The organism is Bradyrhizobium tunisiense, from assembly GCF_042263385.1.
Classification (GTDB): domain Bacteria; phylum Pseudomonadota; class Alphaproteobacteria; order Rhizobiales; family Xanthobacteraceae; genus Bradyrhizobium; species Bradyrhizobium tunisiense.
Window position 1 is genome coordinate 1,515,612 of the sequence record NZ_JBHLEV010000001.1, and the last position, 26,917, is coordinate 1,542,528.

A 26,917-nucleotide genomic window follows, 5' to 3' on the forward strand; every position below is an offset into this window, starting at 1 on the left:
CGACAGGGTTCTTCATTGCTCTGTAACCGCAAGCTGAGATTGTTCAGCTCTCTACCTTGCCTGAAAGATCGCAGGCGATAGCCTTTTGGTCGTGAAGAGATGATGGCACGCCGGAGGGGCCGGTGGTGAGCGCAAAACAGGATCACGCCGCTGAACACCTGATTCAGTACCTCCGGCAGCTCGCTCCGCAGGTCCGGCGCCGCCTGCTTGCCGAACTGGAACGGCTACATCTCCTCGGCGAGGACATTCCGCATTCCGAGCCATTGGTGGCGGCGCTGCGAGCCGAGTTTCGCAACACGGGCCAGAACCATTATCGCGTCGGAAATCCCTCGCGCTACTTCTTCGAGCCGCTCGAGCCGGTTCTGGTGGACGGCGCGCCGGAACGGGCCAATAGCGGCCAGATCGCCCGTGGATCGCTCGCGCCGATCTGGAGCCTCGTGACCGAGCAATTGCTGCGCAGCATGGCGGCGGACTACGTCGCCAGTGCGACGAAGGCCATCTCTGCCGGCAAGCAGCCCGAGGCGCGGCAGATGGCCCAGGCGTTCCGCAAGAAGGTCCTGACCTCTCTCATCGGCCAGCTGGGTTCTGCCGAGGGCGCAGCCGGCATTCGCGATGGGCTGATGGCCTAAACCAGCTCGCATGCGACATTCGACGACCTCAAGAAGATGCTGCGCTACCTCGAACTGCAACGGGAGCTCGAGGATTTTGGCCGTGCCCTTGCGCCGAAGATTACCCGGCTCGAGGGCGCCGGCCTCGACAAGGCGCTCGGTCTGTTGAGCGCGCTCAAGGCCAGGCGCGTCGATGCCGTGCCGTTCGCGCTCACAATCCTCGCAAAGCGTCTGGAATCCCCCTGGGAGCTGCTGTCGGTCGCGACCGCTCCGGCCGACGACCGGGCTGCGGCGCGGATCGCGGAGGGGCCCTTCGCGCTTGCGGTTTCGATGGTGCTCGATCAGGTCGAGGAGAAGCGTCTCCTCCTGCTGTTTGCCCTCAGGAACAACCGCCCGGTGCGGGCCAAGGAGATCGTCGGCGAGATCTATCGGATCGAGGAGGCGCTGAGAACGCAGATCGAGCTTCAAGGGTCCGGCTGGGCCCAGCGTCTGGATGACCTGATGGCGGCCGTCCAGGCTGCCGTCACCGCGGAGATCAACACCATTCCGGGCGACCACCGGCATTTGACGCACATTCTGGAATCGCCGCGGTTGCGACCCGGCCATTCCTTCGGCCACAAGGTCGGCCATATCTTCGAGAAGGGCTGGGACGCCGTGGCCGGCCTGCTCGCAGGCAACGCGAACTCAAGCGATCGTCGCGACAAGGTGTGGTGAACGCGTCCGCGGAGCGGCTTGTCCGCCCCGCTAGAGCGTGATCCAGAATCTCGTCGCGCTCGAGTCAGCCTCCTGTCTTGAGCGCCTTCTCCAGCTCCGGCATCAGCACGGTCTTGAGGTTCTGTGGCGTGACCGGGCCGACCAGCTTGTAGACGATGGTGCCTTCGCGCCCGACGACGAAGGTCTCCGGCACGCCGTAGACGCCCCATTCGATCGAGGCGCGGCCGTTGGCATCGACGCCGACGCGGCTGAACGGGTTGCCGTAGCGGCCGAGGAAGCGGCGCGCATTGTCCGCGGCGTCCTTGTAATTGATGCCGACCAGCTGGAAGCGCTCGTCCTTGGCCAGTTCGGTCAGGAGCGGGGCCTCGTCATGGCACGGCACGCACCAGGACGCCCAGACATTGACCAGGCTGACCTTGCCCTTGAAGGCGGCGGGATCGAGTCCCGGCACCGGCGCGCCGTTGTCCTGCAATCCCTCGAGTGGCGGCAGCACGGTTTGCGGCACCGGACGACCGATCAGCGCGGACGGAATTCGCGAGATATCGCCGCTGCCGAGCCGGAACCAGAACAGCAGCGCGAGGGCAATGAAGGCGATCAGCGGCAGCACCATCAGGAAGGTGCGGCGCTGCGGCGGCGCGGAGGTCGATTGATCGCTCATGACGCATCCACCGCGCTGCGGCCGGAGCGGCGGGTGATGCCGCTGCGGTCGAGCTCGCGCAGGCGCTGCGTCTGGTTGCGGTAGTCGAGCACGATCCAGCCGATCAGGATCGCGACCACGACGGCCACTGCGGCATAGGACGTCACGATGAAGGATGCATAGGGACCGAGCGACATCATCCTGCGGCCCCAACTTCTTTCGACGCGCTTTGTCCGCGCGAACCGGAGCCCGCCTCGCTCGAGAACGCCACACGGCTCGCCTGCATCATCTGCAGGGAGCGGACCCGGCGGCGCAGGATCTCGTTGCGCATCGCGGCCAGATGCAGCGTGACGAACAGCAGCGTGAATGCGAGCGCCATCACTAGCAGCGGAATCAGGAACGATTTGTCGAGGGCCGATCCGCCCATGCGCATCACCGAGGCCGGCTGGTGCAGCGTGTTCCACCAGTCGACCGAGAACTTGATGATCGGCAGGTTGATGGCGCCGACCAGGGTCAGCACCGCGGCGGCGCGTGCCGCGCGCGAGGGATCGTCGACCGCGCGCCACAGCGCCATCAGGCCGAGATACATCAGGAACAGGATCAGCACCGAGGTGAGCCGCGCATCCCATTCCCAATAGGTGCCCCACATCGGCCGGCCCCACAGCGAGCCCGTGAGCAGCGCGAGGAAGGTGAAGGCGGCCCCGATCGGCGCTGCGGCTTTGGCGGCGACGTCGGCGAGCGGATGACGCCACACCAGCGTGCCCAGCGATGCGATGCTCATCACGCCCCAGACGAACATCGACAGCCAGGCATTGGGCACGTGGATGAACATGATCTTGACGGTCGCGCCCTGCTGATAGTCGTCCGGCGCGTAGGCTGACTGGTAGAGGCCGATCGCGAGCAGGATGACGGTCGCGGCCGCGAGCCACGGCAACACCCGCGCCGTCAGCGCGAGGAACCGGGTCGGGTTGGCGAGGTCGATCAGTGACATGGTACCCTGATAATCATCGGTGGCCGCTCAGGCAATCAGCACGAAAGCCGGGGACGAAAGTTGATCGGGGTCAAGGTCAGCCGAGCCTCTCTCAATCGGGCCCATCTCAGTCAAGTCCATGCCGCAGGCTCGCTGCGGCTGCGAAGGGGCCGACCACGAGGCTGACCAGGGACAGCGCGCACAGGATCGAGAACGGCGCGCCGAACGTCATGGGGCCGACGATGACGGCCTGTGACGCCGCCACGCCGAAAATCAGGACGGGAATCGACAGCGGCAGCACCAGCACGGCCATCAGCAGCCCGCCGCGGTGCAGCGTCACCGCCAGTGCCGCGCCGATCATGCCGGTAAAGGTCAGCGCCGGCGTTCCTGCCAGCAGCGTCAGCGCCACAGCGCCGGTCGCGACCATGTCGAGGTTGAGCAGCAGGCCGAGCACGGGGGTTGCGACAATCAGCGGCAGGCCGGCAGCCAGCCAATGCGCCAGCGCCTTGGCGGCGCAGGCGAGTTCCAGCGGCGTCCGGCTCATCGTGATCAGGTCGAGCGATCCGTCCTCATGGTCGGCCATGAACAGCCGGTCGAGGGTGAGCAGGCTCGCCAGCAGCGCGCCGAGCCAGAGAATGGCCGGCCCCAGCCGCGACAGCAGTGCCAGATCCGGCCCGACCGCGAACGGCATCAGCACCACCACGGTCAGGAAGAACAGGACGCCGATCAGTGCCCCGCCGCCAACGCGGAGCGCGATCCGGATGTCCCGTCGAATGAGGGCGGACAGGGCGGTCATGAGGCGGCTCTTCCTGCGGTGCGGCCATGGAGATCGGGCTGACGCCGCGAGAACGGTGCGCTCCCTCCCCCCTTGCGGGAGAGGGCGGGGGACAGGGGTAGCCCCGGGCGAGATGTCCGTCTGTGGAGGTCTTCCCAAGCGCTTGAATCGAGAGCGCGCGTCGTGTGGCACACCCCTCCCTGACCACGAGAGCGAGCCTTGCTCGCCTCGGACCCCGCAAGGGAGGAGGGAACGGACAGGGCGGGGCCCGGCCGCTTGGAAAGCTGAGGGTCGTGCCACGTCACGCCGCACCCCCGATCCGCAGCTCCCGGGCCTCGATCCCGAGTGGAGCATGAGTCGCCGCCACGATCATCCCGCCACGGGCGAGATGCTCCTGCATCAGGCCGCCGAACATGTCCTGGCCGGCCACGTCGAGCGCATTGGTCGGCTCGTCCAGCAGCCAGACCGGGCGGCGGACGGTCAACAGGCGGGCCAGCGACAGTCGACGTCGCTGGCCGGCGGACAGGAAGCCGGCGGGCAGATGGGTAGCATGGTCGAGCCCGACGATGGCGAGACTCTCGGCCGCGTCAAGGCGCTCGCCGCCGAGAAAATCGGCCCAGAATGCCAGATTTTCCGCCACGCTGAGGGCCGGCTTCAAGGCATCGCGATGGCCGAGATAGTGGCACTGCTCGGGCAGCGTCAGCTCGCCATCGCCGCCCTCCAGCGCGATCGTCCCGCCGGCCGGAACGAGCAGGCCCGCGATCAGCCGCAGCAGCGAGGTCTTGCCCGATCCGTTGCGGCCGACGACCGCCACGGCCTCGCCCGACATGGCCGCGAAATCGAGCCCGGCAAACACCTCGCGGCCGCCGCGCACGCAGGCAACCCCCTGTCCGGAGAGCTGCATCTCGCCTCGTTTCAAGTCACTCAAAGCCGGGCCTCAGGAAAACTTGGGGTAGCGCATGGGAATTTTTGGCTCGCGAATTGCTGCGGCACGATTGTGGCTGTGGCGGCGCGGTTAGAAAGCTTCTATAAGCCCGGAACTACTTGATGCAGCAACTCAACCTGCCCCTGCAAGCGGCCCAGCCTAGATGCGCTGACGGTGTTAAAATACCCTGCCGGGTATAACTAACAATTGGGATTTCCTACATGACCTCGCTCGACAGCTTCAAATGCAAAAAGACCCTCAAGGTCGGCGCCAAGACCTATGTCTATTACAGCCTGCCTACGGCCGAGAAGAATGGTCTGAAGGGAATTTCCAAACTTCCCTATTCGATGAAGGTCCTGCTCGAGAATCTGCTGCGCAATGAGGACGGGCGTTCGGTCAAGAAAGAGGACATCGTCGCCGTCTCGAAATGGCTGCGCAAGAAATCGCTGGAGCACGAGATCGCGTTCCGTCCGGCACGCGTGCTGATGCAGGACTTCACCGGCGTGCCCGCGGTGGTGGACCTTGCCGCGATGCGCAACGCGATGCAGAAGCTCGGCGGCGATGCCGAGAAGATCAATCCGCTGGTGCCGGTCGACCTCGTCATCGACCACTCCGTGATCGTGAATTTCTTCGGCGACAACAAGGCTTTCGGCAAGAACGTCGCCGAGGAATACAAGCAGAACCAGGAGCGCTACGAGTTCCTGAAGTGGGGCCAGAAGGCGTTCTCGAACTTCTCCGTGGTGCCGCCCGGCACAGGCATCTGCCACCAGGTCAATCTCGAATATCTCTCCCAGACGGTCTGGACCAAGAAGGAGAAGATGACGGTCGGCAAGAAGACCGGCACCTTCGAGGTTGCCTATCCCGATTCGCTGGTCGGCACCGATTCCCACACCACCATGGTCAACGGTCTCGCCGTGCTCGGTTGGGGCGTCGGCGGCATCGAGGCGGAAGCCTGCATGCTCGGCCAACCGCTGTCGATGCTGCTGCCCAACGTCGTCGGCTTCAAGCTGAAGGGCGCGATGAAGGAAGGCGTCACCGCGACGGACCTCGTGCTCACCGTGACGCAGATGCTGCGCAAGCTCGGCGTGGTCGGCAAGTTCGTCGAGTTCTTCGGCCCCGGCCTCGACAATCTCTCCGTCGCCGACAAGGCGACGATCGCCAACATGGCGCCCGAATACGGCGCGACCTGCGGCTTCTTCCCGGTCGACGCCGCCGCGATCGACTACCTCAAGACCTCCGGCCGCGCGGCGCCGCGCGTCGCGCTGGTGCAGGCCTATGCCAAGGCGCAAGGACTGTTCCGCACCGCCAAGTCGCCCGATCCGGTGTTCACGGAAACGCTGACGCTCGATCTTGCCGACGTCGTGCCGTCGATGGCCGGTCCGAAGCGCCCCGAAGGCCGCATCGCGCTGCCGTCGGTCGCCGAAGGCTTTTCGCTCGCGCTCGGCACTGAATACAAGAAGGCCGAGGAGCCCAACAAGCGCTTTGCCGTCGAGGGCAAGGACTTCGAGATCGGCCATGGCGACGTCGTGATCGCCGCCATCACCTCCTGCACCAACACCTCGAACCCGAGCGTGCTGATCGGTGCGGGCCTCCTGGCGCGCAACGCCGCGGCGAAGGGCCTGAAAGCAAAACCGTGGGTGAAGACCTCGCTCGCCCCGGGCAGCCAGGTCGTCGCGGGCTATCTCGCCGATTCTGGCCTGCAGAAGGATCTCGACAAGGTCGGCTTCAACCTGGTCGGCTTCGGCTGCACCACCTGCATCGGCAATTCCGGTCCGCTGCCCGAGGAGATCTCGAAGTCGATCAACGACAACGGCATCGTCGCCGCCGCCGTGCTCTCGGGCAACCGCAATTTCGAAGGCCGCGTCTCGCCTGACGTGCAGGCGAACTATCTGGCCTCGCCGCCGCTGGTCGTCGCCCACGCGCTCGCGGGCAGCGTCACCAAGAACCTCGCGGTCGAGCCGCTCGGCGAGGGCAAGGACGGCAAGCCGGTGTACCTGAAGGACATCTGGCCGACGACCAAGGAGATCAACGCCTTCATGAAGAAGTTCGTGACCGCGTCGATCTTCAAGAAGAAGTATGCCGACGTGTTCAAGGGCGACACCAACTGGCGCAAGATCAAGACCGTCGAGAGCGAGACCTATCGCTGGAACATGTCTTCGACATACGTGCAGAACCCGCCCTATTTCGACGGCATGAAGAAGGAGCCGGAGCCGGTCACCGATATCGTCGAGGCGCGCATCCTCGCCATGTTCGGCGACAAGATCACGACCGACCACATCTCGCCGGCAGGCTCGATCAAGCTCACCTCGCCCGCGGGCAAATATCTCAGCGAGCATCAGGTGCGTCCCGCCGACTTCAATCAGTACGGCACGCGCCGCGGCAATCACGAAGTGATGATGCGCGGCACCTTCGCCAACATCCGCATCAAGAACTTCATGCTGAAGGGCGCCGACGGCAACATTCCGGAAGGCGGTCTCACCAAGCACTGGCCCGACGGCGAGCAGATGTCGATCTACGACGCCGCGATGAAGTACCAGCAGGAGCAGGTGCCACTGGTGGTGTTCGCCGGTGCCGAATACGGCAACGGCTCCTCGCGCGACTGGGCTGCCAAGGGCACGCGTCTGCTCGGCGTGCGCGCCGTGATCTGCCAGAGCTTCGAGCGCATCCATCGCTCGAACCTGGTCGGTATGGGCGTGTTGCCGCTGACCTTCGAGGAAGGCACCTCGTGGTCGTCGCTCGGTCTGAAGGGCGACGAGAAGGTCACGCTGCGCGGACTGGTCGGCGACCTCAAGCCGCGCCAGAAGCTGACCGCGGAGATCGTCTCCGGCGACGGTTCATTGCAGCGCGTTTCGCTGCTCTGCCGCATCGATACGCTGGACGAGCTCGACTACTACCGCAACGGCGGCATCCTGCACTATGTGCTGCGCAAACTCGCGGCGTAAGCGCGGATTTGTGAACCATGGCTCACTGCGAAGTGAGTAGAAGGTTAGATGAAGGCGGCCTATCACAAGGCCGCCTTCGTGCGTTTGCGGCATGCTCCAGATGGGCCCTCCCGGCGGAAAACCTCCCTTTGGCGGTTGGCCTGGACGGTCGAGTGTACCGCGCCCCGTAAGACTACGGTGACCATCCGGCGATAAGATCTCCCTTTCCACGAGCAATGGTGTGCGGCGTTCGACATGACAACAATGACGGCTTCTCATCTGGTTTCACGTTGGTCCGGTGCCCTCTGGTCGGGAGCTATCGGCATCTGTGCGATCGTCGCCGTCATCCGTCCTGCACAGGCTGATCCCCGCGCCGTTGTCGAATTGTTTACCTCACAGGGCTGCTCCTCATGTCCGCCCGCCGACCAGATCATCGGTGATCTGTCCAAAGACCCGTCGATCATCGCGCTGAGCATGCCGATCGATTATTGGGACTATCTCGGTTGGAAGGACACGCTGGCGGATTCGCGCTTCTCTGCACGCCAGCGTGCGTATTCGCGCGTGCGCGGTGACCGCGAGGTCTACACGCCGCAGGTCGTGGTCAACGGCTCCACCCATGTCGTCGGCAGCGATCGTGCGGGCATCGAGAACGCGATCCGCAAGTCCGACCCGGGTAAGGGCGTGATGAGCGTGCCGGTGACGATGTCGCTCGCCGGCAAGCAGATCAACGTGTCGGTGGCCGCGAGCAAGGAGCCGGCAGTCTCGCAGGGCGAGGTCTGGATCTGCTCCATCGCCAGGTCGGTGCCGATCGCGATCACCCGCGGCGAGAATCGCGGGCAGCAGGTCACCTATCATAATGTGGTGCGCAACGTGCTCAAGGTCGGTGACTGGACCGGGCGTTCGGAAAGCTGGACGGTGCCGATCGAGAACCTCACGCGCGACGGCGTCGACGGCGCGGTGGTCTATATCCAGGACGGAACTCGGGACAAGCCCGGCCCGATGCTGGGCGCGGCGTACACGTCGCTGCATTGATTTTCTGATCAGCGCATTCTGCTCTCGACCCTCATGGTGAGGAGCGCGCCCTTGCGCGCGTCTCGAACCATGCAAGGCCCCGCAGATGCAACCGGGCCTTCCATCCTTCGGGACGCCGCGCGAAAAGCGCGGCCCTCAGGATGAGGGGAGACAGTCTTCGGGCTTCCCGGAGAGAAGGTGCGTTGGCAGGAACATCCGACACAAACAAAAAAGGACCAACTTGCGTTGGCCCTCCTTGTTGCGCGTACAGACCCGATCCTGTTCGACCCCGGGGGGCTGGGGGCTGAGGAATCCGGAACCGAAAGGACCGGGTCAACGCACCTCAGTCTTTTCGCAATGCAGGGCGGCAGTCGCTGGGCGGAAAAGCGGCGAGAGTATGATTCCTGCTAACGATCCCGTGACGGTTTGCCGCGAGGAAGTTCCACTCCTGCGTGTGCCCGATTCCGACAAGTTGAGCAGGCGAGTTCCATCAACAGGTCTTGCGGCGGGGAACGGTTGGCGCAATCATATCACCGTCATGATCCGCGGCTCCGGGGACGGTTTTCGCGGACGCGATCATGCCGTGCGACGAGGAGGCGCGCTTCCCATGAGTCTGTCGGAGGATGCTGATCCGAGCGAGCAGCGGGCGGCGGCGCGTCCCGCCGCTGCGACGACGCAACTGAACCGGGTGACGTTCAACCGGCTCGAGCTGCACCGCATTCTCAATCTCTACGGCCGCATGGTCGCCGACGGCGAATGGCGCGACTATGCCATCGACTTCCTCAGGGACCGCGCCGTGTTCTCTGTCTATCGCCGTGCCTCGGAAGTGCCGATCTACCGCATCGAGAAGGATCCGCGGCTGGCGCGCAAGCAGGGCATGTACAGCGTGATCTCGGCGACCGGCCTGATCCTGCGCCGCGGTCACGAGTTGGAACGCGTGCTGCTGGTGATCGATCGCAAGCTGGCGGTGGTGTGACGTCTCGAGTGGCGACGTAGGTGGGCAAAGGCGCGACGCGCCGTGCCCACGTCCTTTCTCTATCGCAGCGATGGTGGGCACGCCTACGCTTTGCCCACCCTACGAGAGCGCAGCTATTTCGGCACCGTGCTTGCGCCCTCGCCGAGGTCGCGCTGCATCATCACCGTGTCCAGCCAGCGGCCGAATTTCAACCCGACATTGGGATGCGTGCCGATCATCTTGAAGCCGCCTTTGGTGTGCACGCCGATCGAGCCGGCATTGGCGGAATCGCCGATCACCGCGATCATCTGGCGGAAGCCGCGCGCCTCGCATTCCGTGATCAGCCGCTCCAGCAGCTTTGAGCCGACACCGCGGCGATGGAAGGAGGGATCGAGATAGATCGAGTTCTCGACCGTGAAGCGATAGGCCGGGCGCGGACGGTAGGCACCGGCATAGGCATAGCCGGCAACGCGTCCTTCCAGCATGGCGACGAAATAGGGATAGCCGCCCTCGATCAGCACGCGATAGCGGCGCGTCATCTCTGCGAGGTCGGGCGGCTCCAGCTCGAACGTCGCGGTGCCCTCGCGGACGGCCTGCTGGTAGATGGCGGTGATGGCGGGAAGGTCGGCCTCGGTCGTGGGCCTGATTTCAGGTGCGGACATGGAGGCGAGATTAGAGCCTTCCCGCGGCGGCCGGAAGGGGCCTCGGCGCAACCCCATATCCCGTCATTGCGAGGAGCTCTCGCGACGAAGCAATCCAGGCTGTCTCCGCGGAGGCACTCCCGGATTGCTTCGCTGCGCTCGCAATGACGGTGTCTGAGGCAACCGTACCCCAAACAAAAACCCCGGCCTTTCGGCCGGGGTTCATGTCGTTCACTCTGATCCGTCGCTTACTCGCGCTGGCCGAGGAGCTGCAGCAGCAGCGTGAACAGGTTGATGAAGTTCAGGTACAGCGACAGCGCGCCGGTGATGGCTGCACGCTCCGCGACCTCACCGCCGGCCGAGGAATAGCCGTAGATGTAGTCGTTCTTCAGCCGCTGCGTATCCCAGGCGGTGAGGCCCGAGAACACCAGCACGCCGACCACCGACACGATGAACTGCAGCATCGAGCTCGCCAGGAACAGGTTCACCAGGCTGGCGATGACGATGCCGATCAGGCCCATGAACAGGAATGAGCCCATGGCGGTCAGGTCACGCTTGGTGGTGTAGCCGTAGAGGCTGAGCGCACCGAAGGTCGCCGCGGTGATGAAGAACACCCGCACGATCGAGGTGTGCGTGAACACCAGGAAGATCGACGACAGCGAGATACCCATCAGTGCCGCGAACACCCAGAACAGGATCTGGGCGGTCGAAGGCGCGAGACGGTTGATGCCCGCCGAGATCACGAACACCATCGCGAGCGGCGCCAGCATGAACAGCCACTTGAGGGGGCTCACGAACATCGCATAGCCGAACGGCGTCAGGAACAGCTTGCCGACGCGAACCGCGTCCGCCGTCGGAACGTCGGTCACGGCGGCCATGTAGACGCCGAGCGCGGCCAGGCCGGTGATGGCCAGGCCAATGCTCATGTAGTTGTAGATGCGCAGCATATAGGCGCGCAGGCCGGCATCGACCGTCGCGGCGTCAACACGCCCGGCGGCCCTGCCGAAAGGAGAAGCGTAGTTACGGTCTAGGTCCGACATGGTCGAATTCCCGTTGGTTGGTCCGTCCGGCATGAGGGTCGCCACGCCGCCGGTTCGTCAAATTCTATCTCGGATACCGATGCAAACCGACTAAATTCTGGCTAACAATCGGGGCTCCGAACCCACTCGATATGTGGGAAACTAACACATTCGCTGCAACCTTCCACGCGCGGCTGAATGTCGCCCTCCGCGGCAATCCTGACGCGAGCCTGACGAGCAGTCGTGGTTAATCCCGGGAATCGTGCGATTCCGCGCCCCCGCGGCCAGCCGCTTCAATTTGTCACAAATTCCGCAACACCGTCGCGGGCTTTTTGTTCAATGCCAGCAGCGTGCCGGCGAGCCCGAGCCCGACGGTGACGACCAGGGCGGCCATCACAACGCCCGCCGCGCTGCCGGCCTGCCAGACGAAGCTCAGCGTCATCACCCGCGTCACGATCATCCAGGCCGCGATGCTGCCGGAGATCACGCCGAACAATGCGGTGGCGAGCCCGATCAGGAGATATTCGAGCGCATAGGCGCCCAGCAGCCGCAGTCGCGTCGCGCCCAGCGTCTTCAGGATCACCGCATCATAGACCCGGTGGCGATGGCCGGCGGCGAGCGCCCCGCCCAGCACCAGGATCGCCGAGATCAGGGTCACGGCGCTCGCGCCGCGAATCGCCAGCGCCAGATTGGTCACCACCGAGCCGACCGTCTCCATCACCTCGCGCACCCGCACGCTCGTCACCATCGGATAGGCGTCGGCGACCTGCTTGATGATCTTGCCGTCGCCTGCCGCATTGCCGCCGGCTTCGGTCAGGGTTGCGATATGGGTATGCGGCGCGCCCTTGAAGGCGTTCGGCGAGAACACGAGAACGAAGTTGATGCCGAGTCCCTGCCAGTCGATGGTGCGCAGATTGCCGATTTTGGCCGGAATGTCGCGGCCGAGCACATTGACCACGATCTCGTCGCCGAGTTTGAGGCCCAATCCGTCGGCGATCTTCTTCTCCATCGAGACCAGCGGCGGGCCGGAATAGTCCGCGCTCCACCATTCGCCCTCGACCACTTTGGAACCCTTCGGCAGTTCGCCGGTGTAGGTCAGGCCGCGATCGCTCTGCAGCACCCACTCGGAATCGGTGGTCGGCTTGAGCTCCTCGGCGCGAACGCCCCGCGCCGCGACGATTCGTCCGCGCAGCATCGGCACGTCCTCGACCTTCGCCCCCGGCGCGATCTGGCGCAGATAGAGGTCGAACTGCTCGGCCTGCGGGCTCGGGATGTCGATGAAGAAGAACGAGGGCGCCTGATCGGGGAGGGCTGCGAGGAACTGCCGGCGCAGATTGCCGTCGATCTGCGTGATGGTGACGAGCACCGCGAGCCCGAGGCCCAGCGACAGCACGACCGAGGGCGTCAGCGCGCCCGGGCGGTGGATGTTGGCGATCGCAAGACGCAGCATCGGCAGCCGCGTTCGCGGCAACCGGCGGGCGGTTCCCATCAGCAGGACGGCGATGCCGCGCAGCAAAGCGAACACGACGACCGAGGACGCCACGAACACCGCGGCGATGCGCTTGTCGAACGAGAGCCCGATCACGACCGCGACGAGCAGCGCGATCACGACGCCCATGAATACGAGGTAACCCAGGCGCGGCCGGTGCCATTCGGAGCTGATGGTGTCGCGGAACAGGGCGGCCACCGGCACGTCATGCACCCGTCCGAGCGGCCACAGGCCGAAGGCGAGCGCGGTCAAAAGGCCATAGACGAAGGACAGCGCGAGCTCGCCGACATGCACGGCCGGCACCACCGGCAGCGGCAGCAGCTTGCCGAACAGGCCGACGATGGCGAAGGGCATGGCGGCGCCGAGCGCGAGGCCGATGATCGAGCCAATGCCTGCCAGCAGGAGAACCTGCGCCAGATAGATGCCGAAGACGTCGCGCCCGGTGGCGCCGACAGCCTTGAGGGCCGCGATCACTTCGAGCCGGCGGTCGATATGGCTCTTCACGGCATTGGCCACGCCGACACCGCCGACCAGCAGCGCGGCGAGGCCGACCAGGGTCAGGAACTCAGTGAACCGGCTGATGTTGCGCTCGAGCTGCGGCGACGCGTTGGAGCGGCTGCGGATCTCCCAGCCGGCCTGCGGCGCTGCGTTTCGCGCATCCGCGATGAAGGCTTCGGTGGCGCGCTCGCTGTTCGTGGCATCAGGCAGCTTCACCCGGTACACCCAGCGTACCAGGCTGCCGGGCTGGATCAGGCCGGTGGCGCGCAGGCCCGCCTCGCTGATCAGGAACCGCGGTCCGAAGCCGATGCCGCCGGCCAGCTTGTCCGGCTCGGCTTCGACCGTGCTGCGGATCTGGAAGGTCGCTGCGCCAATGGTGACGCGATCGCCGGTCTTCAGCGACAGCCGCGCCAGCAGCGTCGGATCGGCGGCCGCGCCGAAGGCGCCGTCACGTTCCGCAAGCAGATCGGGCATCGCCAGCTGCGGCGCAAGCTTGAGCTGGCCGAGCATCGGATAGGTGTCGTCGACCGCCTTCATCTCGACCAGCGCGAGCTGGCCATCGGCCGCGCGCGCCATGCCGCGCAAGGTGGCGGCGGTCGACACGGTGCCGCGCGAGCGCAGGAAAGCGACCTCTTCAGGTTTCGCTTCGCGCTGGAACAGCACGAAGGAGACGTCGCCGCCGAGCAGCGTGCGGCCCTCGCGGGCAAGGCCGTCGGAGAGGCTGGCCGACACTGAGCCGACGCCGGCGATTGCCATCACGCCGAGCGCGATGCAGGCGATGAAGACATAGAAGCCGCGCAGGCCCCCGCGCAATTCGCGCAGCGCATAACGCAGCGACAGCGCGACGCCGCCCGGCTTGGCGAAGGATTCGACCGCCGTGCTCATGCCGGCGCCGACTGCGTGTCGATGCGGCCCGAGCGTAGCCGGATCACGCGGTCGCAGCGATGCGCGAGCGAGGAATCATGCGTGACCAGCACCAAGGTCATGCCGCGCTCGGCATGCTTGCTGAACAGGAGATCAACGATCTGCTTTCCCGTGGCCTCGTCGAGATTGCCGGTCGGCTCGTCCGCGACGAGGATGGCGGGATCGGGCGCCAGCGCGCGGGCCAGCGCCACGCGCTGCTGCTCGCCGCCCGAGAGCTGCGTCGGATAATGATGCAGGCGATCGCCGAGCCCGACCGATTGCAGCTCCTGCGCCGCGCGCTTGGCGGCGTCCGGATTGCCGGCGAGTTCGAGCGGCACCGCGACGTTCTCCAGCGCCGTCATGGTCGGTATCAGATGGAAGGACTGGAAGACGATGCCGACCTGGCGGCCGCGGAAGCGGGCCAGCGCGTCCTCGTCGAGGGCATTGAAAGGCGTGCCAGAGACCACCACCTCTCCGCTATCAGGACGCTCCAGCCCCGCCATCACCATCAGCAGCGTGGATTTGCCCGAGCCTGACGGGCCGATCAGCCCGATCGTCTCGCCCGAGGCGACCCGCAAGCTGATATCCTTGAGGATGTGAACGCGTGCCGCGCCCGTACCCAATGAGAGATTGACGTTGGAAATGGCGATGGTGTCCGCGGCAGCGGCGAGCGAAGAGGGTTCGATGCGAGTGTCCATGGTCCGGTCATATGGCAACTCCGATAGCGCGGTCGAGAGGCGTTACCGATTGTTCATGCACATAGCCGTGTTGATGCTCGCTTTGATGACGATTGCGACAAGCGCGTCGGCACAGGCACAGCCGGCGGCCAAGCCGATCAAGCTGGTGGTTCTCGGCGATTCCTTGAGTGCCGGTCTTGGCCTCCCGGCCCAGGAGGCGTTCCCCCAGAAACTACAAAAAGCCTTGAAGGCCAAAGGCATAGCCGTCGACATGACCAATGCCGGGGTGTCCGGCGACACCACCTCCGGCGGCCGCGACCGGCTCGACTGGTCGGTGCCCGAGGGAACCGAAGGCGTCATCGTCGAGCTCGGCGCCAACGATGCGCTGCGCGGCATCGATCCCGATTTGACGCGGGCCGCGCTCACCGACATCATCCAGCGGCTCAAGGCGCGCAAGATCGCGGTGATGCTGTGCGGCATGCTGGCGCCGCCCAACTACGGCGCCGATTATGCCGCGCGCTTCAATTCGATTTATCCGGAGCTCGCGCAGAAATTCGACGTGCCGCTCTATCCCTTCTTCCTCGATGCCGTCGCCGCCGATGCCAAGCTCAACCAGCCCGATGGCATTCATCCGACCGCTGAAGGCGTCGACATCATCGTTGGCAGGATCATGCCCACCGTGGAGGCATTCATTGGCACGATCGCTGGGCAACGAAGTTGAAGCGCAGGCAGCGCCAACCTTCATACCCAGGGTTTTACCGGGGTAGGGCGCGCGATGCTTCGCAGAGTCACACAACTGCGATAGGAATCAGGGTACCGGTGATTCGTCGCCGGCTCTAATTTGGATATGATCCTGCTCGAAGGATCGTACCCAAGCATCGGGAGTGCGAAACGATGCCGCGTTTGTTCACGGGTCTGGAAATTCCGGCCGAGATCGGCCAGTCGCTTTCCAACTTGAGGGGTGGCCTTCCCGGCGCCCGGTGGATCGATCCCGAAAATTATCACGTCACCCTGCGCTTCATCGGCGATATCGACGGCGTCTCCGCCAACGAGATCGCCTCGATGCTGTTTCGCGTCGATCGCAAGCCGTTCGAGGTGAAGGTGCAGGGGCTGACGAGTTTTGGCGGCCGCAAACCGCGCGCAGTCGTTGCGACCATCGCACCGAGCAAGCCGCTGATGGAGTTGCAGGCCGAGCTCGAACGCATGATGCAGCGGATCGGTCTCAACCCGGAGGGGCGCAAGTTCATCCCGCACGTCACGCTGGCCCGGCTGCACGACGCCACCGACCGCGACGTCGCCGATTATCTCTCGTTGCGCGGCTACTTCCCGAGCAAGGCGTTCATGGCGGAGCGTTTTGTGCTGTTCTCATCGCGGGCTTCCACCGGCGGCGGGCCGTATGTGGTCGAGGACGCCTACGAGCTGTGTGAGTAGCGCTGCTCTTGTGCCCCGGACGCAGCGCGCCACGACGTGGTGCGCTGCTGAGCCGGGGCCCATCGCTCCACGGAGGCGATGAACGAAACGATGGGTCCCGGCTCTGCGCAGCAGCGCAAGGGCGCTGCAGCGCGTCCGGGACACGAATGCGCATACCCCGTCCCCCAATTGACGGCTTGCAATTTCCGTCCGTCTCTGGCGGTAAAGGGCCATGCTCTCGACCCCAAGTTCCCCATTCAGCGAAGCCTATCAGGCCCAGATCGCCTCCGGCGCGATCGAGCCGGATGCCGCGCAGGCCGAGGTCGCCGAGGCCTATGCGGTGCTCGACCAGCGGCTCGCAAGCTATACGCCGCAACGCAAGCAGGGCCTGCTCGCCCGCCTGTTCAGCAGCGACAAGGACGAGGCGCCGCGCGGGCTCTACATCCATGGCGAGGTCGGCCGCGGCAAGACCATGCTGATGGACCTGTTCTTCCAGCACTCGACCGTCGAGCACAAGCGGCGCGCGCATTTCCACGAATTCATGGCCGACGTGCATGAGCGCATCTACGACTATCGCCAGGGCATCGCGCGCGGGGAGATCGCCGACGGCGACGTCATCGCGCTGACCGCGAATGCGATCTTCGAGGAGAGCTGGCTGCTCTGCTTCGACGAATTCCACGTCACCGACATCGCGGATGCGATGATCCTCGGGCGCCTGTTCGCCAAATTGTTCCAGCTCGGCACCGTCGTGGTCGCGACCTCCAACGTCGCCCCCGACGATCTCTACAAGGGCGGCCTCAACCGCTCGCTGTTCCTGCCCTTCATCAAGCAGATCACCGACCACTTGGACGTTGCGCGGCTCGATGCGCGCACCGACTTCCGGCTGGAGAAGCTCCAGGGCGTGCCGATGTGGCTGACGCCGGCGGGCGCTGATGCGGACGCAGCGCTCGACCGCGCCTGGTCGCGGATGTCGGGCGGCGCCAAATGCAGGTCGCGCGATATTTCGATCAAGGGCCGGATCCTGCACGTGCCGTGCTCGGCTCACGGCGTGGCACGGTTTTCGTTCGCCGACCTCTGCGAGAAGCCGCTGGGGGCATCGGACTACCTCAGGCTGGCGCACGATTATCACACCATCCTGGTCGACCATATTCCAGTGATGGATCTCTCCCAGCGCAATGCCGCCAAGCGCTTCATCACGCTGATCGACACGCTCTATGACAATGCCGTGAAGCTGATGGCGTCGGCCGACGCCAATCCGATCTCGCTCTACCTCGCCCATGAGGGCGTTGAGGCCATGGAGTTCAAGCGCACCGCCTCGCGCCTGATCGAAATGAGCTCGGAATCCTATCTGGCGCTGGCTCACGGCCGCAAGGATTCCACTGCCAGCGGCTCCACCAAGGGTCTGGTGGAGACTTAAGTCCTATTTGCCAGCGCTGTCATTCCGGAGCGCGACGAAAGTCGCGCGCCTGGAATCCATAACCACGTTGGGAGTATGGATTCCGGCCTCGTCGCTTCGCGACGCCCCGGAATGACTGGCTTGCGTGCCCGAGGCTGCGCCAAGCCCGACAAATGGGCATCCGGCGACTTGAACGGGGGAGGCGAAAAGGATAACCACCCTCTCAGTTTTCCCCTCCTTACGTGTCTAAAGGACAGGCTCACATGGCGCGCGACAAGATTGCTTTGATTGGCTCCGGTCAGATCGGCGGAACGCTGGCTCACCTCATCGGCCTGAAAGAACTGGGCGACGTCGTGATGTTCGACATCGCCGAGGGCGTGCCGCAGGGCAAGGCGCTCGACATCGCGCAGTCCTCGCCGGTCGACGGTTTTGACGCGCATTACACCGGCGCCAATTCCTACGAGGCGCTCGACAATGCCAAGGTCTGCATCGTAACCGCCGGCGTGCCGCGCAAGCCCGGCATGAGCCGCGACGACCTCCTCTCCATCAACCTCAAGGTCATGGAGCAGGTCGGCGCCGGCATCAAGAAGTACGCGCCCGACGCCTTCGTCATCTGCATCACCAACCCGCTCGACGCGATGGTCTGGGCACTGCAGAAGGCTTCCGGCCTGCCGCACAAGAAGGTCGTCGGCATGGCCGGCGTGCTGGATTCGGCGCGCTTCCGCTACTTCCTCGCCGACGAGTTCAACGTCTCGGTCGAGGACGTCACCGCCTTCGTGCTCGGCGGCCATGGCGACACCATGGTGCCGCTGGTGAAGTATTCCACCGTCGCCGGCATCCCGCTGCCCGACCTCGTCAAGATGGGCTGGACCTCGCAGGCGCGTCTCGACGAGATCGTCGACCGCACCCGCAACGGCGGCGCCGAGATCGTCAATCTGCTCAAGACCGGCTCGGCCTTCTACGCACCGGCCGCGTCCGCGATTGCAATGGCCGAGAGCTATCTGCGTGACAAGAAGCGCGTGCTGCCCTCGGCCGCGTACCTGAACGGCGAATACGGCGTGAAGGACATGTATGTCGGCGTGCCCGTGGTGATCGGCTCCAAGGGCGTCGAGCGCGTCGTCGAGATCGAGCTCGCCGGCAAGGACCGCGAGGCCTTCGATAAGTCGGTCGGCGCGGTGCAGGGTCTGGTCGACGCCTGCAAGAAGATCGCCCCCGATCTTCTCGGTCGCTAAGGCGCAACAATCCCCGCCGAAGACCGAAACCCGGTCTTCGGCGGTTTCATTTCCGGGGCCCGGTTGTCCGGACAGGTCCCGGTTCGGCAGTCCAGAGATCGATGTCAAAGAATCCGGGTTGCAGTTCCTGTGGTATATGGTATGCCAGCCACAAGACTGAGGTGGGCCCAAGAGGTCACCGCCCGCGGGTTCAGGGAGCGACCAAATGAATATCCATGAATATCAGGCCAAAGCGCTGCTGCATGAATTCGGCGTTCCGATTTCGCGCGGCGTAGCGGTTCTCAAGGCCTCGGACTCCGACGCCGCCGCAAGACAGCTTCCCGGCCCGGTCTGGGTGGTGAAGAGCCAGATCCATGCCGGCGGGCGCGGCAAGGGCAAGTTCAAGGAGGCGTCCGCGGGGGACAAGGGCGGCGTCCGCATCGCCAAGTCGGTCGAAGAGGTCAACGAATTCGCCAAGCAGATGCTGGGCGCCACGCTGGTGACCGTGCAGACCGGTCCCGCCGGCAAGCAGGTCAACCGTCTTTACATCGAGGACGGATCGAACATCGACAAGGAATTCTACCTCTCGATCCTGGTCGACCGCGAGACCTCGCGCGTCTCCTTCGTGGTGTCGACCGAAGGCGGCGTCAACATCGAGGACGTCGCACACAACACGCCCGAGAAGATCGTCACTTTCTCGGTCGATCCCGCCACCGGCATCATGGGCCATCACGGCCGCACCGTTGCGAAGGCGCTGAACCTGTCGGGCGACCTTGCCAAGCAGGCCGAGAAGCTCACCGCGCAGCTCTACTCCGCCTTCGTCGCCAAGGACATGTCGATGCTGGAGATCAATCCGCTCGTCGTCACCAAGGAGGGCGAGCTCCGCGTCCTCGACGCCAAGGTGTCGTTCGATGACAACGCCCTGTTCCGCCATCCCGAGATCGCGGTGTCGTTGCGCGATCTGACCGAGGAAGACGCCAAGGAAATCGAGGCGTCGAAATACGATCTCAACTACGTCACCCTCGACGGCAATATCGGCTGCATGGTCAACGGCGCCGGTCTTGCGATGGCGACGATGGACATCATCAAGCTCTACGGCATGTCGCCCGCCAACTTCCTCGACGTCGGCGGCAGCGCCAGCAAGGAGAAGGTCGCAGCCGCCTTCAAGATCATCACCGCCGATCCCAACGTGAAGGGCATCCTCGTCAACATCTTCGGCGGCATCATGAAGTGCGACGTGATCGCCGAGGGCGTCACGGCCGCCGTGCGCGAAGTCGGCCTCAGCGTGCCGCTGGTGGTCCGCCTCGAAGGCACCAATGTCGAGCTCGGCAAGAAGATCATCCGTGAGTCCGGCCTGAACGTGGTGCCGGCCGACAATCTCGACGACGCCGCGCAGAAGATCGTGAAGGCCGTCAAGGGAGGCTAAGGCCATGGCCCAGGACCATCTTGCCGCATCATCTCCGCTCGCCGAGCACGCGCGTCTGTCCGCGTTCGCCGGCGAATGGGATGGCGAAGAGGTGGTTTTCCCGTCGCGCTGGAATGCGGGCGGGCCGGCCACCTCGCGCACTGTCGCGCGCATGGATCTCAATGGATTTTACTTGATCCAGGACAGCGTCCAGATGCGCGCCGGCAAGCAGATCTTCGCCACCCACGGCATCTTCACCTTCGATCGCGACGACCGGACCTACAAACTGTTCTGGTACGATTCGCTCGGTTACACGCCACCCTCGCCCGCTTCCGGCGGGTGGGTCGGCAAGACCCTGACGCTGGTGCGCGGTTCGCTCCGCGGCAATGCGCGCCACGTCTACGAAATCATCAATGAGGATTCCTACTCGTTGAAGATCCAGTTCTCGCCGGACGCGGAAGGCTGGGCCGACGTGCTCACCGGCGTCTACCGCCGCATCCACTGACCTCTCACTCGTTAGTTCGCGAAAGCAGACCTCATGTCCATCCTGATCGACAAGAACACCAAGGTCATCTGCCAGGGCTTCACCGGCAAGAACGGCACCTTCCACTCGGAGGCCGCGATCGCCTATGGCACCAAGATGGTCGGCGGCACCTCGCCGGGCAAAGGCGGCTCGACGCATCTGGGCCTGCCGGTGTTCGACACCGTGCGCGATGCGCGTGAGAAGACCGGCGCCGACGCGTCGGTGATCTACGTGCCGCCGCCGGGCGCGGCGGACGCGATCTGCGAAGCCATCGACGCCGAGATCCCGCTGATCGTTTGCATCACCGAGGGCATTCCCGTCATCGACATGGTGCGTGTGAAGCGCTCGCTGGCCGGCTCCAAGTCGCGCCTGATCGGGCCGAACTGCCCGGGCGTCATGACCGCCGGCGAGTGCAAGATCGGCATCATGCCCGCCAACATCTTCAAGACCGGCTCGGTCGGCATCGTCTCCCGCTCCGGCACGCTGACCTATGAAGCCGTGTTCCAGACCTCCCAGGAAGGCCTCGGCCAGACCACCGCGGTCGGCATCGGCGGCGACCCGGTCAAGGGAACCGAGTTCATCGACGTGCTGGAAATGCTGCTCGCCGACCCCAAGACCGAATCCATCATCATGATCGGCGAGATCGGCGGTTCCGCCGAGGAGGACGCCGCCCAGTTCCTCAAGGACGAGGCGAAGCGCGGCCGCAAGAAGCCGATGGTCGGCTTCATCGCCGGCGTCACTGCGCCTCCCGGCCGCCGCATGGGCCATGCCGGCGCGATCATTTCGGGCGGCAAAGGCGATGCCGGTTCCAAGACCGAGGCGATGAAATCGGCAGGGATTACAGTGTCACCCTCGCCGGCGCGGCTCGGCCATACGCTTGCCGAAAAGTTGAAAAGCTAATTCACTTCTTCGTACTTTTCCGGGCGAAGTTTCGCAGCAAATAGGGTAAAGGGTGCCTGTCGCGCCGAGCCTCTGCCGGGGAGCTCGGCGTCAGCGCCGTTTGATATGCGCGAACCGAAATCGCCAGGAACTCCAGTATGTCTCGCCAGGACGCGAACGCAGCCTTTGCCTTGTCTTCCTTTTTGCAGGGCACCAACGCCACCTACATCGACGAAATCTACGCCCGCTACGAGAAGGACCCGTCCTCGGTCGACGCCGAGTGGCAGGAGTTCTTCAAGAGCCTCAACGACCAGCCGGCCGACGTCCGGAAGAACGCCGAGGGCCCGTCCTGGGAGCGCGACAACTGGCCGCTGACCCCGAAGGATGACCTGACCTCCGCCCTCGACGGTAATTGGGCTGAAGTCGAGAAGGCGGTCGGCGGCAAGATCGCCGCCAAGGCACAAGCCAAGGGCGCCGACATCTCCTCGGCCGACCTGCTCCAGGCCACGCGCGACTCCGTCCGTGCCCTGATGCTGATCCGCTCCTACCGCATGCGTGGTCACTTCCACGCCAAGCTCGATCCGCTCGGCATCGAAGCCCAGCGCAACCGCGAAGAGCTCGACCCGCGCACCTACGGCTTCAGCGAAGCCGATTTCGACCGCAAGATCTTCCTCGACCACGTGCTCGGCCTCGAATACGGCAGCTTGCGCGAGATCACCGCGATCTGCGAGCGCACCTACTGCCAGACGCTCGGCGTCGAGTTCATGCACATCAGCAACGCCGCGCAGAAGGCCTGGATCCAGGAGCGCATCGAGGGACCCGACAAGGAGATCTCGTTCACCCCTGAAGGTCGCAGAGCCATCCTGATGAAGCTGGTCGAAGCCGAAGGCTTCGAAAAGTTCTGCGACACCAAGTTCACCGGCACCAAGCGCTTCGGCCTCGACGGCGGCGAAGCCCTGATCCCCGCGCTCGAGCAGATCATCAAGCGCGGCGGCAATCTAGGCGTGAAGGAAATCGTGCTGGGCATGCCGCATCGCGGCCGCCTCAACGTGCTGACGCAGGTCATGGGCAAGGCGCACCGCGCGCTGTTCCACGAGTTCAAGGGTGGTTCGGCCAACCCGGACGCGGTCGAAGGCTCCGGCGACGTCAAGTATCACCTCGGCGCGTCCTCGGACCGCGAGTTCGACGGCAATCGCATCCATCTGTCGCTGACCGCGAACCCCTCGCATCTCGAGATCGTCGATCCCGTCGTGCTCGGCAAGGTGCGCGCCAAGCAGGATCAGCACGGCGATCCGCCCGACATGCGCATCTCGGTGATGCCTCTCTTGATGCATGGCGACGCAGCGTTCGCCGGCCAGGGCGTCGTCGCGGAATGTTTCGGCCTGTCCGACCTGAAGGGCTACCGCACCGGCGGATCCGTGCACTTCATCGTCAACAACCAGATCGGCTTCACCACCTATCCGCGCTACTCGCGCTCCTCGCCCTATCCGTCGGATGTGGCGAAGATGATCGACGCGCCGATCTTCCACGTCAACGGCGACGATCCGGAAGCCGTCGTATTCGCGGCCAAGGTCGCGACCGAGTTCCGGCAGAAATTCCACAAGCCCGTCGTCATCGACATGTGGTGCTATCGCCGCTACGGCCACAACGAAGGCGACGAGCCGGCTTTCACCCAGCCTGTGATGTACAAGCGGATCGCAGCCCATCCCTCGACGCTGACGCTCTACTCCAAGCGCCTGATCACCGAAGGCGTGGTCACCGAGGGCGAGGTCGACAAGCTGAAGGCCGACTGGCGCGCCCGGCTCGATGCAGAGTTCGAGGCCGGCACCTCCTACAAGCCTAACAAGGCCGACTGGCTCGACGGCAAGTGGTCCGGCTTCAAGATCGCCGATCAGGAAGAGGACGCCCGTCGCGGCGTCACCGGCGTCGATCTGCCTGTTCTGAAGGACATCGGCCGCAAGATCACCAAGGTGCCGGATGGTTTTCGCGTCCACCGTACCATCCAGCGCTTCCTCGACAATCGCGCCAAGGCGATCGACACCGGTGCCGGCATCGACTGGGCAACCGGCGAAGCGCTGGCGTTCTGCACGTTGCTGCAGGAAAGCCACCATGTCCGTCTGTCCGGGCAGGATTCCGAGCGCGGCACCTTCTCGCAGCGCCATTCGGTCCTGATCGATCAGGAGACCGAGAATCGCTACACGCCGTTCAATCATCTCGGCAACGAGCAGGGACATTACGAGGTCATCAACTCGCTGCTGTCGGAAGAAGCCGTGCTCGGCTTCGAATACGGCTACTCGCTCGCCGAGCCGAACACGCTGACGCTGTGGGAAGCCCAGTTCGGCGACTTCGCCAACGGCGCGCAGGTCGTGTTCGACCAATTCATCTCTTCGGGTGAGCGCAAATGGCTGCGCATGTCCGGCCTCGTCTGCCTCCTGCCGCACGGCTATGAGGGCCAGGGACCGGAGCATTCCTCGGCGCGTCTGGAGCGTTTCCTGCAGATGAGCGCCGAAGACAACATGCAGGTGGTCTACCCGACCACGCCGGCGAACTATTTCCACGCGTTGCGCCGGCAGCTCCACCGCGAGATTCGCAAGCCGCTGATCATGATGACGCCGAAATCGCTGCTGCGCCACAAGCGGGCGGTCTCGCGTCTCGAGGAGCTGGCGAAGGGCACGACGTTCCACCGCATCCTCTATGATGACGCCCAGATGCTGCCGAACGAGCCCATCAAGCTCGTTCCGGACGAGAAGGTCCGCCGCATCGTGCTGTGCTCCGGCAAGGTCTATTACGACCTCTACGAGGAGCGCGAGAAGCGCGGCATCGACGACATCTATCTGATGCGCGTCGAGCAGCTCTATCCGGTGCCGCTGAAGGCGCTGGTGGCCGAGCTGTCGCGCTTCAAGAAGGCCGAAGTGGTGTGGTGCCAGGAAGAGCCCCGCAACATGGGTGCCTGGCACTTCATCGAGCCCTATCTGGAATGGGTGCTGAACCAGGTGAACGGTGCGAGCCGGCGTCCGCGTTATGTCGGCCGCGCCGCTTCCGCTGCGACCGCCACGGGTCTGATGTCCAAGCATCAGGCGCAGTTGAAGGCGTTCCTGGACGAAGCACTGAGCTGAATTTCTTGAACTGCGCCATGCCCCGCCTTCGTGTGCAACCAGCGCACTGGAGCGGGGCATCCAACACGCCGTGACGTCCGTGCCCCGTACGAGCTCCCGGTTTGCTGGATGGCTTGCTTTTCGCAGGCGATGGCATCCGCACTTATGACCGCATTGGCGATCCCTAAGGACAAAGACCATGACTGAAATTCGTGTGCCGACGCTCGGCGAATCCGTCACCGAGGCCACCATCGGCCGCTGGTTCAAGAAGGCCGGCGATCCTGTCGCCGTCGACGAGCCCTTGGTGGAGCTCGAGACCGACAAGGTCACCATCGAAGTCCCGGCGCCCTCCGCCGGCACGCTGAGCGAGATCATCGCCGCCGATGGCGCCACCGTCGCGGTCGGCGCGCTGCTCGGCCAGATCACCGATGGTGCCGGTGCTGCGAAGCCCGCCGCCGCGCCTGCCAAGCCCGCCGCCGCAGCGGCTCCCGCGGCCGCCGCCGCTGCGCCGGCCCCGGCTGCGAAGGCGCCGCCGGCCGACGCCCCGCTCGCGCCTTCCGTGCGGAAACTGTCGGCCGAGAGCGGCGTCGATGCCTCGACCGTTCCGGGCTCCGGCAAGGACGGCCGCGTCACCAAGGGCGACATGCTCGCCGCGATCGAGCGTGCGGCCTCCGCGCCGACCCCGGTCAACCAGCCCGCCGCCGCCGTGCAGGTGCGCGCGCCCTCGCCGGCCGATGACGCCGCCCGCGAAGAGCGCGTCAAGATGACCCGCCTGCGCCAGACCATCGCGCGCCGCCTCAAGGACGTGCAGAACACCGCGGCCATGCTCACGACCTTCAACGAGGTCGACATGACCAACGTGATGGCACTGCGCGCGCACTACAAGGATGCGTTCGAGAAGAAGCACGGCAGCAAGCTCGGCTTCATGGGCTTCTTCACCAAGGCCGTCGTGCAGGCGCTGAAGGACATCCCGGCCGTCAACGCCGAGATCGATGGCACCGATCTGATCTACAAGAACTATTACCACATCGGCGTCGCCGTCGGCACCGACAAGGGCCTCGTCGTGCCCGTGGTGCGCGACTGCGACCACAAGTCGATCGCCGACATCGAGAAGGGCATCGCCGATTTCGGCCGCCGCGCCCGTGACGGCCAGCTCAAGATCGACGAGATGCAGGGCGGCACCTTCACCATCACCAATGGTGGAATCTACGGCTCGCTGATGTCGACCCCGATCCTGAACGCGCCGCAGTCCGGCATCCTCGGCATGCACAAGATCCAGGAGCGGCCGATGGTCGTCGGCGGCAAGATCGAGGTCCGCCCGATGATGTACCTGGCCCTGTCCTACGATCACCGCGTCATCGACGGCAAGGAAGCCGTCACCTTCCTGGTTCGGGTCAAGGAGAGCCTGGAAGATCCGGCGCGCCTCGTGCTCGATCTCTGATCCCTGATGCTCTGCGAGCGCCGCCGCCATTCGCGACGGCGCATGTCGAACCATGGAGGCGCGCGTGACGGATAAGGTCGTTGTCATCACCGGCGGCAGCCGCGGCATCGGGCGGGCGACCGCGATTGCCGCGGCCGCGCGCGGCTATCGGGTCGTGGTCGGCTACGCCAGCAACAAGAAGGCCGCCGATGACGTGGTCGCGCAGATCGCGGCCAGCAACGGCAAGGCCATCGCGGTGAAGTGCGATGTCGCCGAGGAACGCGACATCGTCGACCTCTTCAAGGAAGCCGACAAGTTCGGTACGCTCGGCGCCCTCGTCAACAACGGCGGCATCGTCGGCACGAGCGGCGTGCGCGTCGACGAGATGTCGGCCGAGCGCATCCAGCGCGTGATGGCGGTCAACGTCACCGGCTCGATCCTTTGCGCGCGCGAGGCTGTGAAGCGGATGTCGACCAGGCATGGCGGCAAGGGCGGCGTCATCGTCAATCTGTCGTCGGTGGCGGCCAAGCTCGGCGCGCCCAACACCTATGTCGATTATGCCGCTTCTAAAGGCGCGATCGATTCCTTCACCACCGGCCTCGGCTACGAGGTCGCCGGCGAAGGCATTCGTGTCGCGGGCATTCGCCCCGGCCTGATCGATACCGAAATTCACGCCTCCGGCGGCGAGCCCGACCGGCATCATCGTCTGGCCCACATGGTGCCGATGAAGCGCGTCGGCACCGCCGATGAAATCGCCAACGCCATCGTCTGGCTGATGTCGGACGAGGCCTCCTACGTCACCGCAGCCACTCTCGATGTGTCCGGCGGACGCTGA

24 protein-coding genes are annotated in these 26,917 nt (G+C 64.9%); 15 read left to right on the top strand and 9 right to left on the bottom strand.

The window, feature by feature from the left end; genetic code table 11:
* Nucleotides 1-125 precede the first annotated feature (125 nt).
* Both ACFDR6_RS07145 and ACFDR6_RS07150 read left to right on the top strand, forming a co-directional pair.
* Nucleotides 126-629, top strand: coding sequence for a hypothetical protein (locus ACFDR6_RS07145; protein ID WP_375857855.1), 504 nt, complete (start codon nucleotides 126-128; stop codon nucleotides 627-629).
* Nucleotides 630-665: 36 nt separating this feature from the next.
* On the top strand, nucleotides 666-1,322 hold the full coding sequence (locus ACFDR6_RS07150) for a hypothetical protein (RefSeq protein ID WP_375857856.1): 657 nt from the start codon (nucleotides 666-668) through the stop codon (nucleotides 1,320-1,322).
* A 64-nt stretch (nucleotides 1,323-1,386) separates the two neighbouring features.
* On the opposite strand, the gene ACFDR6_RS07155 is transcribed toward ACFDR6_RS07150, so the two are convergent.
* From ACFDR6_RS07155 to ccmA, 5 genes are all read right to left on the bottom strand, one after another.
* The gene (locus tag ACFDR6_RS07155; protein ID WP_212082106.1) at nucleotides 1,387-1,980 is read right to left on the bottom strand and encodes a DsbE family thiol:disulfide interchange protein; all 594 of its coding nucleotides are present in this window, start codon (nucleotides 1,978-1,980) and stop codon (nucleotides 1,387-1,389) included.
* Nucleotides 1,977-2,159 carry a heme exporter protein CcmD gene (gene ccmD / locus ACFDR6_RS07160; RefSeq protein ID WP_212082104.1) on the bottom strand — a complete coding sequence of 61 codons (183 nt, stop codon included), beginning with the start codon at nucleotides 2,157-2,159 and terminating at the stop codon, nucleotides 1,977-1,979. The genes ACFDR6_RS07155 and ccmD overlap by 4 nt, the downstream gene beginning before the upstream one ends.
* The gene (locus ACFDR6_RS07165; protein ID WP_212082102.1) at nucleotides 2,156-2,950 is read right to left on the bottom strand and encodes a heme ABC transporter permease; all 795 of its coding nucleotides are present in this window, start codon (nucleotides 2,948-2,950) and stop codon (nucleotides 2,156-2,158) included. The genes ccmD and ACFDR6_RS07165 overlap by 4 nt, the downstream gene beginning before the upstream one ends.
* Before the next feature lie 106 nt (nucleotides 2,951-3,056).
* A complete protein-coding gene (gene ccmB / locus ACFDR6_RS07170) occupies nucleotides 3,057-3,725 on the bottom strand; it encodes a heme exporter protein CcmB (RefSeq protein ID WP_061880182.1) in 669 nt (222 codons plus the stop codon).
* Nucleotides 3,726-4,005: 280 nt separating this feature from the next.
* Entirely contained in the window at nucleotides 4,006-4,608 is a 603-nt protein-coding gene (gene ccmA / locus ACFDR6_RS07175) for a heme ABC exporter ATP-binding protein CcmA (RefSeq protein WP_375857857.1), read from the bottom strand.
* 242 nt (nucleotides 4,609-4,850) lie between these two features.
* On the opposite strand from ccmA, the gene acnA reads away from it, so the two are divergent.
* From acnA to ACFDR6_RS07190, 3 genes are all read left to right on the top strand, one after another.
* Nucleotides 4,851-7,571: an aconitate hydratase AcnA gene (gene acnA / locus ACFDR6_RS07180; RefSeq protein WP_212082091.1), complete on the top strand. Its 2,721-nt coding sequence runs from the start codon at nucleotides 4,851-4,853 to the stop codon at nucleotides 7,569-7,571.
* Between the two features lie 234 nt (nucleotides 7,572-7,805).
* On the top strand, nucleotides 7,806-8,582 hold the full coding sequence (locus tag ACFDR6_RS07185; RefSeq protein WP_375857858.1) for a DUF1223 domain-containing protein: 777 nt from the start codon (nucleotides 7,806-7,808) through the stop codon (nucleotides 8,580-8,582).
* Nucleotides 8,583-9,168: 586 nt separating this feature from the next.
* Entirely contained in the window at nucleotides 9,169-9,537 is a 369-nt protein-coding gene (locus ACFDR6_RS07190) for a DUF2794 domain-containing protein (protein ID WP_212082082.1), read from the top strand.
* 113 nt (nucleotides 9,538-9,650) lie between these two features.
* Here ACFDR6_RS07190 and ACFDR6_RS07195 read toward each other — a convergent pair whose 3' ends face one another.
* The 4 genes from ACFDR6_RS07195 to ACFDR6_RS07210 form a co-directional block, all read right to left on the bottom strand.
* Entirely contained in the window at nucleotides 9,651-10,178 is a 528-nt protein-coding gene (locus ACFDR6_RS07195) for a GNAT family N-acetyltransferase (protein ID WP_212082080.1), read from the bottom strand.
* Nucleotides 10,179-10,405: 227 nt separating this feature from the next.
* Nucleotides 10,406-11,197: a Bax inhibitor-1/YccA family protein gene (locus tag ACFDR6_RS07200; RefSeq protein WP_212082078.1), complete on the bottom strand. Its 792-nt coding sequence runs from the start codon at nucleotides 11,195-11,197 to the stop codon at nucleotides 10,406-10,408.
* A 280-nt stretch (nucleotides 11,198-11,477) separates the two neighbouring features.
* Nucleotides 11,478-14,048, bottom strand: a complete 2,571-nt coding sequence (locus ACFDR6_RS07205) for an ABC transporter permease (RefSeq protein WP_212082076.1) — start codon at nucleotides 14,046-14,048, stop codon at nucleotides 11,478-11,480.
* Nucleotides 14,045-14,764: an ABC transporter ATP-binding protein gene (locus tag ACFDR6_RS07210; RefSeq protein WP_212082074.1), complete on the bottom strand. Its 720-nt coding sequence runs from the start codon at nucleotides 14,762-14,764 to the stop codon at nucleotides 14,045-14,047. The genes ACFDR6_RS07205 and ACFDR6_RS07210 overlap by 4 nt, the downstream gene beginning before the upstream one ends.
* A 55-nt stretch (nucleotides 14,765-14,819) precedes the next feature.
* Here ACFDR6_RS07210 and ACFDR6_RS07215 point away from each other — a divergent pair, with 55 nt between their 5' ends.
* The 10 genes from ACFDR6_RS07215 to ACFDR6_RS07260 all read left to right on the top strand — a co-directional run bounded on the left by ACFDR6_RS07215 (nucleotide 14,820) and on the right by ACFDR6_RS07260 (nucleotide 26,917).
* Complete coding sequence (locus tag ACFDR6_RS07215) at nucleotides 14,820-15,464, top strand: arylesterase (RefSeq protein ID WP_375857859.1); 645 nt, start codon at nucleotides 14,820-14,822, stop codon at nucleotides 15,462-15,464.
* Nucleotides 15,465-15,637: 173 nt separating this feature from the next.
* Nucleotides 15,638-16,174 carry an RNA 2',3'-cyclic phosphodiesterase gene (gene thpR / locus ACFDR6_RS07220; RefSeq protein WP_194405433.1) on the top strand — a complete coding sequence of 179 codons (537 nt, stop codon included), beginning with the start codon at nucleotides 15,638-15,640 and terminating at the stop codon, nucleotides 16,172-16,174.
* Nucleotides 16,175-16,385: 211 nt separating this feature from the next.
* Nucleotides 16,386-17,570: a cell division protein ZapE gene (zapE, locus tag ACFDR6_RS07225; protein WP_375857860.1), complete on the top strand. Its 1,185-nt coding sequence runs from the start codon at nucleotides 16,386-16,388 to the stop codon at nucleotides 17,568-17,570.
* Between the two features lie 242 nt (nucleotides 17,571-17,812).
* Nucleotides 17,813-18,781, top strand: a complete 969-nt coding sequence (gene mdh, locus ACFDR6_RS07230; protein WP_008145224.1) for a malate dehydrogenase — start codon at nucleotides 17,813-17,815, stop codon at nucleotides 18,779-18,781.
* Nucleotides 18,782-18,986: 205 nt separating this feature from the next.
* Nucleotides 18,987-20,186 carry an ADP-forming succinate--CoA ligase subunit beta gene (sucC, locus tag ACFDR6_RS07235; protein WP_212082061.1) on the top strand — a complete coding sequence of 400 codons (1,200 nt, stop codon included), beginning with the start codon at nucleotides 18,987-18,989 and terminating at the stop codon, nucleotides 20,184-20,186.
* A gap of 4 nt (nucleotides 20,187-20,190) precedes the next feature.
* Entirely contained in the window at nucleotides 20,191-20,670 is a 480-nt protein-coding gene (locus tag ACFDR6_RS07240; RefSeq protein ID WP_375857861.1) for a DUF1579 family protein, read from the top strand.
* A 33-nt stretch (nucleotides 20,671-20,703) separates the two neighbouring features.
* Nucleotides 20,704-21,588, top strand: a complete 885-nt coding sequence (gene sucD / locus ACFDR6_RS07245) for a succinate--CoA ligase subunit alpha (RefSeq protein ID WP_212082051.1) — start codon at nucleotides 20,704-20,706, stop codon at nucleotides 21,586-21,588.
* A 137-nt stretch (nucleotides 21,589-21,725) separates the two neighbouring features.
* Complete coding sequence (locus ACFDR6_RS07250; RefSeq protein ID WP_375857862.1) at nucleotides 21,726-24,683, top strand: 2-oxoglutarate dehydrogenase E1 component; 2,958 nt, start codon at nucleotides 21,726-21,728, stop codon at nucleotides 24,681-24,683.
* A 178-nt stretch (nucleotides 24,684-24,861) separates the two neighbouring features.
* Nucleotides 24,862-26,103 carry a 2-oxoglutarate dehydrogenase complex dihydrolipoyllysine-residue succinyltransferase gene (odhB, locus tag ACFDR6_RS07255; RefSeq protein WP_375857863.1) on the top strand — a complete coding sequence of 414 codons (1,242 nt, stop codon included), beginning with the start codon at nucleotides 24,862-24,864 and terminating at the stop codon, nucleotides 26,101-26,103.
* 52 nt (nucleotides 26,104-26,155) lie between these two features.
* The gene (locus tag ACFDR6_RS07260) at nucleotides 26,156-26,917 is read left to right on the top strand and encodes an SDR family oxidoreductase (protein ID WP_375857864.1); all 762 of its coding nucleotides are present in this window, start codon (nucleotides 26,156-26,158) and stop codon (nucleotides 26,915-26,917) included.

Excerpts from the sequence above, each read along its gene's own strand:
- ACFDR6_RS07150 (WP_375857856.1), top strand. The coding sequence starts at position 666 with ATGCTGCGCTACCTCGAACTGCAACGGGAGCTCGAGGATTTTGGCCGT.
- thpR (WP_194405433.1), top strand. The coding sequence starts at position 15,638 with ATGCCGCGTTTGTTCACGGGTCTGGAAATTCCGGCCGAGATCGGCCAG.
- ccmB (WP_061880182.1), bottom strand. The coding sequence starts at position 3,725 with ATGACCGCCCTGTCCGCCCTCATTCGACGGGACATCCGGATCGCGCTC.
- sucC (WP_212082061.1), top strand. The coding sequence starts at position 18,987 with ATGAATATCCATGAATATCAGGCCAAAGCGCTGCTGCATGAATTCGGC.
- ACFDR6_RS07215 (WP_375857859.1), top strand. The coding sequence starts at position 14,820 with ATGCACATAGCCGTGTTGATGCTCGCTTTGATGACGATTGCGACAAGC.
- ACFDR6_RS07260 (WP_375857864.1), top strand. The coding sequence starts at position 26,156 with ATGGAGGCGCGCGTGACGGATAAGGTCGTTGTCATCACCGGCGGCAGC.
- ACFDR6_RS07155 (WP_212082106.1), bottom strand. The coding sequence starts at position 1,980 with ATGAGCGATCAATCGACCTCCGCGCCGCCGCAGCGCCGCACCTTCCTG.
- ACFDR6_RS07185 (WP_375857858.1), top strand. The coding sequence starts at position 7,806 with ATGACAACAATGACGGCTTCTCATCTGGTTTCACGTTGGTCCGGTGCC.
- ACFDR6_RS07195 (WP_212082080.1), bottom strand. The coding sequence starts at position 10,178 with ATGTCCGCACCTGAAATCAGGCCCACGACCGAGGCCGACCTTCCCGCC.
- ACFDR6_RS07210 (WP_212082074.1), bottom strand. The coding sequence starts at position 14,764 with ATGGACACTCGCATCGAACCCTCTTCGCTCGCCGCTGCCGCGGACACC.
- ccmD (WP_212082104.1), bottom strand. The coding sequence starts at position 2,159 with ATGATGTCGCTCGGTCCCTATGCATCCTTCATCGTGACGTCCTATGCC.
- acnA (WP_212082091.1), top strand. The coding sequence starts at position 4,851 with ATGACCTCGCTCGACAGCTTCAAATGCAAAAAGACCCTCAAGGTCGGC.
- sucD (WP_212082051.1), top strand. The coding sequence starts at position 20,704 with ATGTCCATCCTGATCGACAAGAACACCAAGGTCATCTGCCAGGGCTTC.
- ccmA (WP_375857857.1), bottom strand. The coding sequence starts at position 4,608 with ATGCAGCTCTCCGGACAGGGGGTTGCCTGCGTGCGCGGCGGCCGCGAG.
- ACFDR6_RS07250 (WP_375857862.1), top strand. The coding sequence starts at position 21,726 with ATGTCTCGCCAGGACGCGAACGCAGCCTTTGCCTTGTCTTCCTTTTTG.
- ACFDR6_RS07165 (WP_212082102.1), bottom strand. The coding sequence starts at position 2,950 with ATGTCACTGATCGACCTCGCCAACCCGACCCGGTTCCTCGCGCTGACG.
- ACFDR6_RS07190 (WP_212082082.1), top strand. The coding sequence starts at position 9,169 with ATGAGTCTGTCGGAGGATGCTGATCCGAGCGAGCAGCGGGCGGCGGCG.
- odhB (WP_375857863.1), top strand. The coding sequence starts at position 24,862 with ATGACTGAAATTCGTGTGCCGACGCTCGGCGAATCCGTCACCGAGGCC.
- zapE (WP_375857860.1), top strand. The coding sequence starts at position 16,386 with ATGCTCTCGACCCCAAGTTCCCCATTCAGCGAAGCCTATCAGGCCCAG.
- ACFDR6_RS07205 (WP_212082076.1), bottom strand. The coding sequence starts at position 14,048 with ATGAGCACGGCGGTCGAATCCTTCGCCAAGCCGGGCGGCGTCGCGCTG.
- ACFDR6_RS07200 (WP_212082078.1), bottom strand. The coding sequence starts at position 11,197 with ATGTCGGACCTAGACCGTAACTACGCTTCTCCTTTCGGCAGGGCCGCC.
- ACFDR6_RS07240 (WP_375857861.1), top strand. The coding sequence starts at position 20,191 with ATGGCCCAGGACCATCTTGCCGCATCATCTCCGCTCGCCGAGCACGCG.
- mdh (WP_008145224.1), top strand. The coding sequence starts at position 17,813 with ATGGCGCGCGACAAGATTGCTTTGATTGGCTCCGGTCAGATCGGCGGA.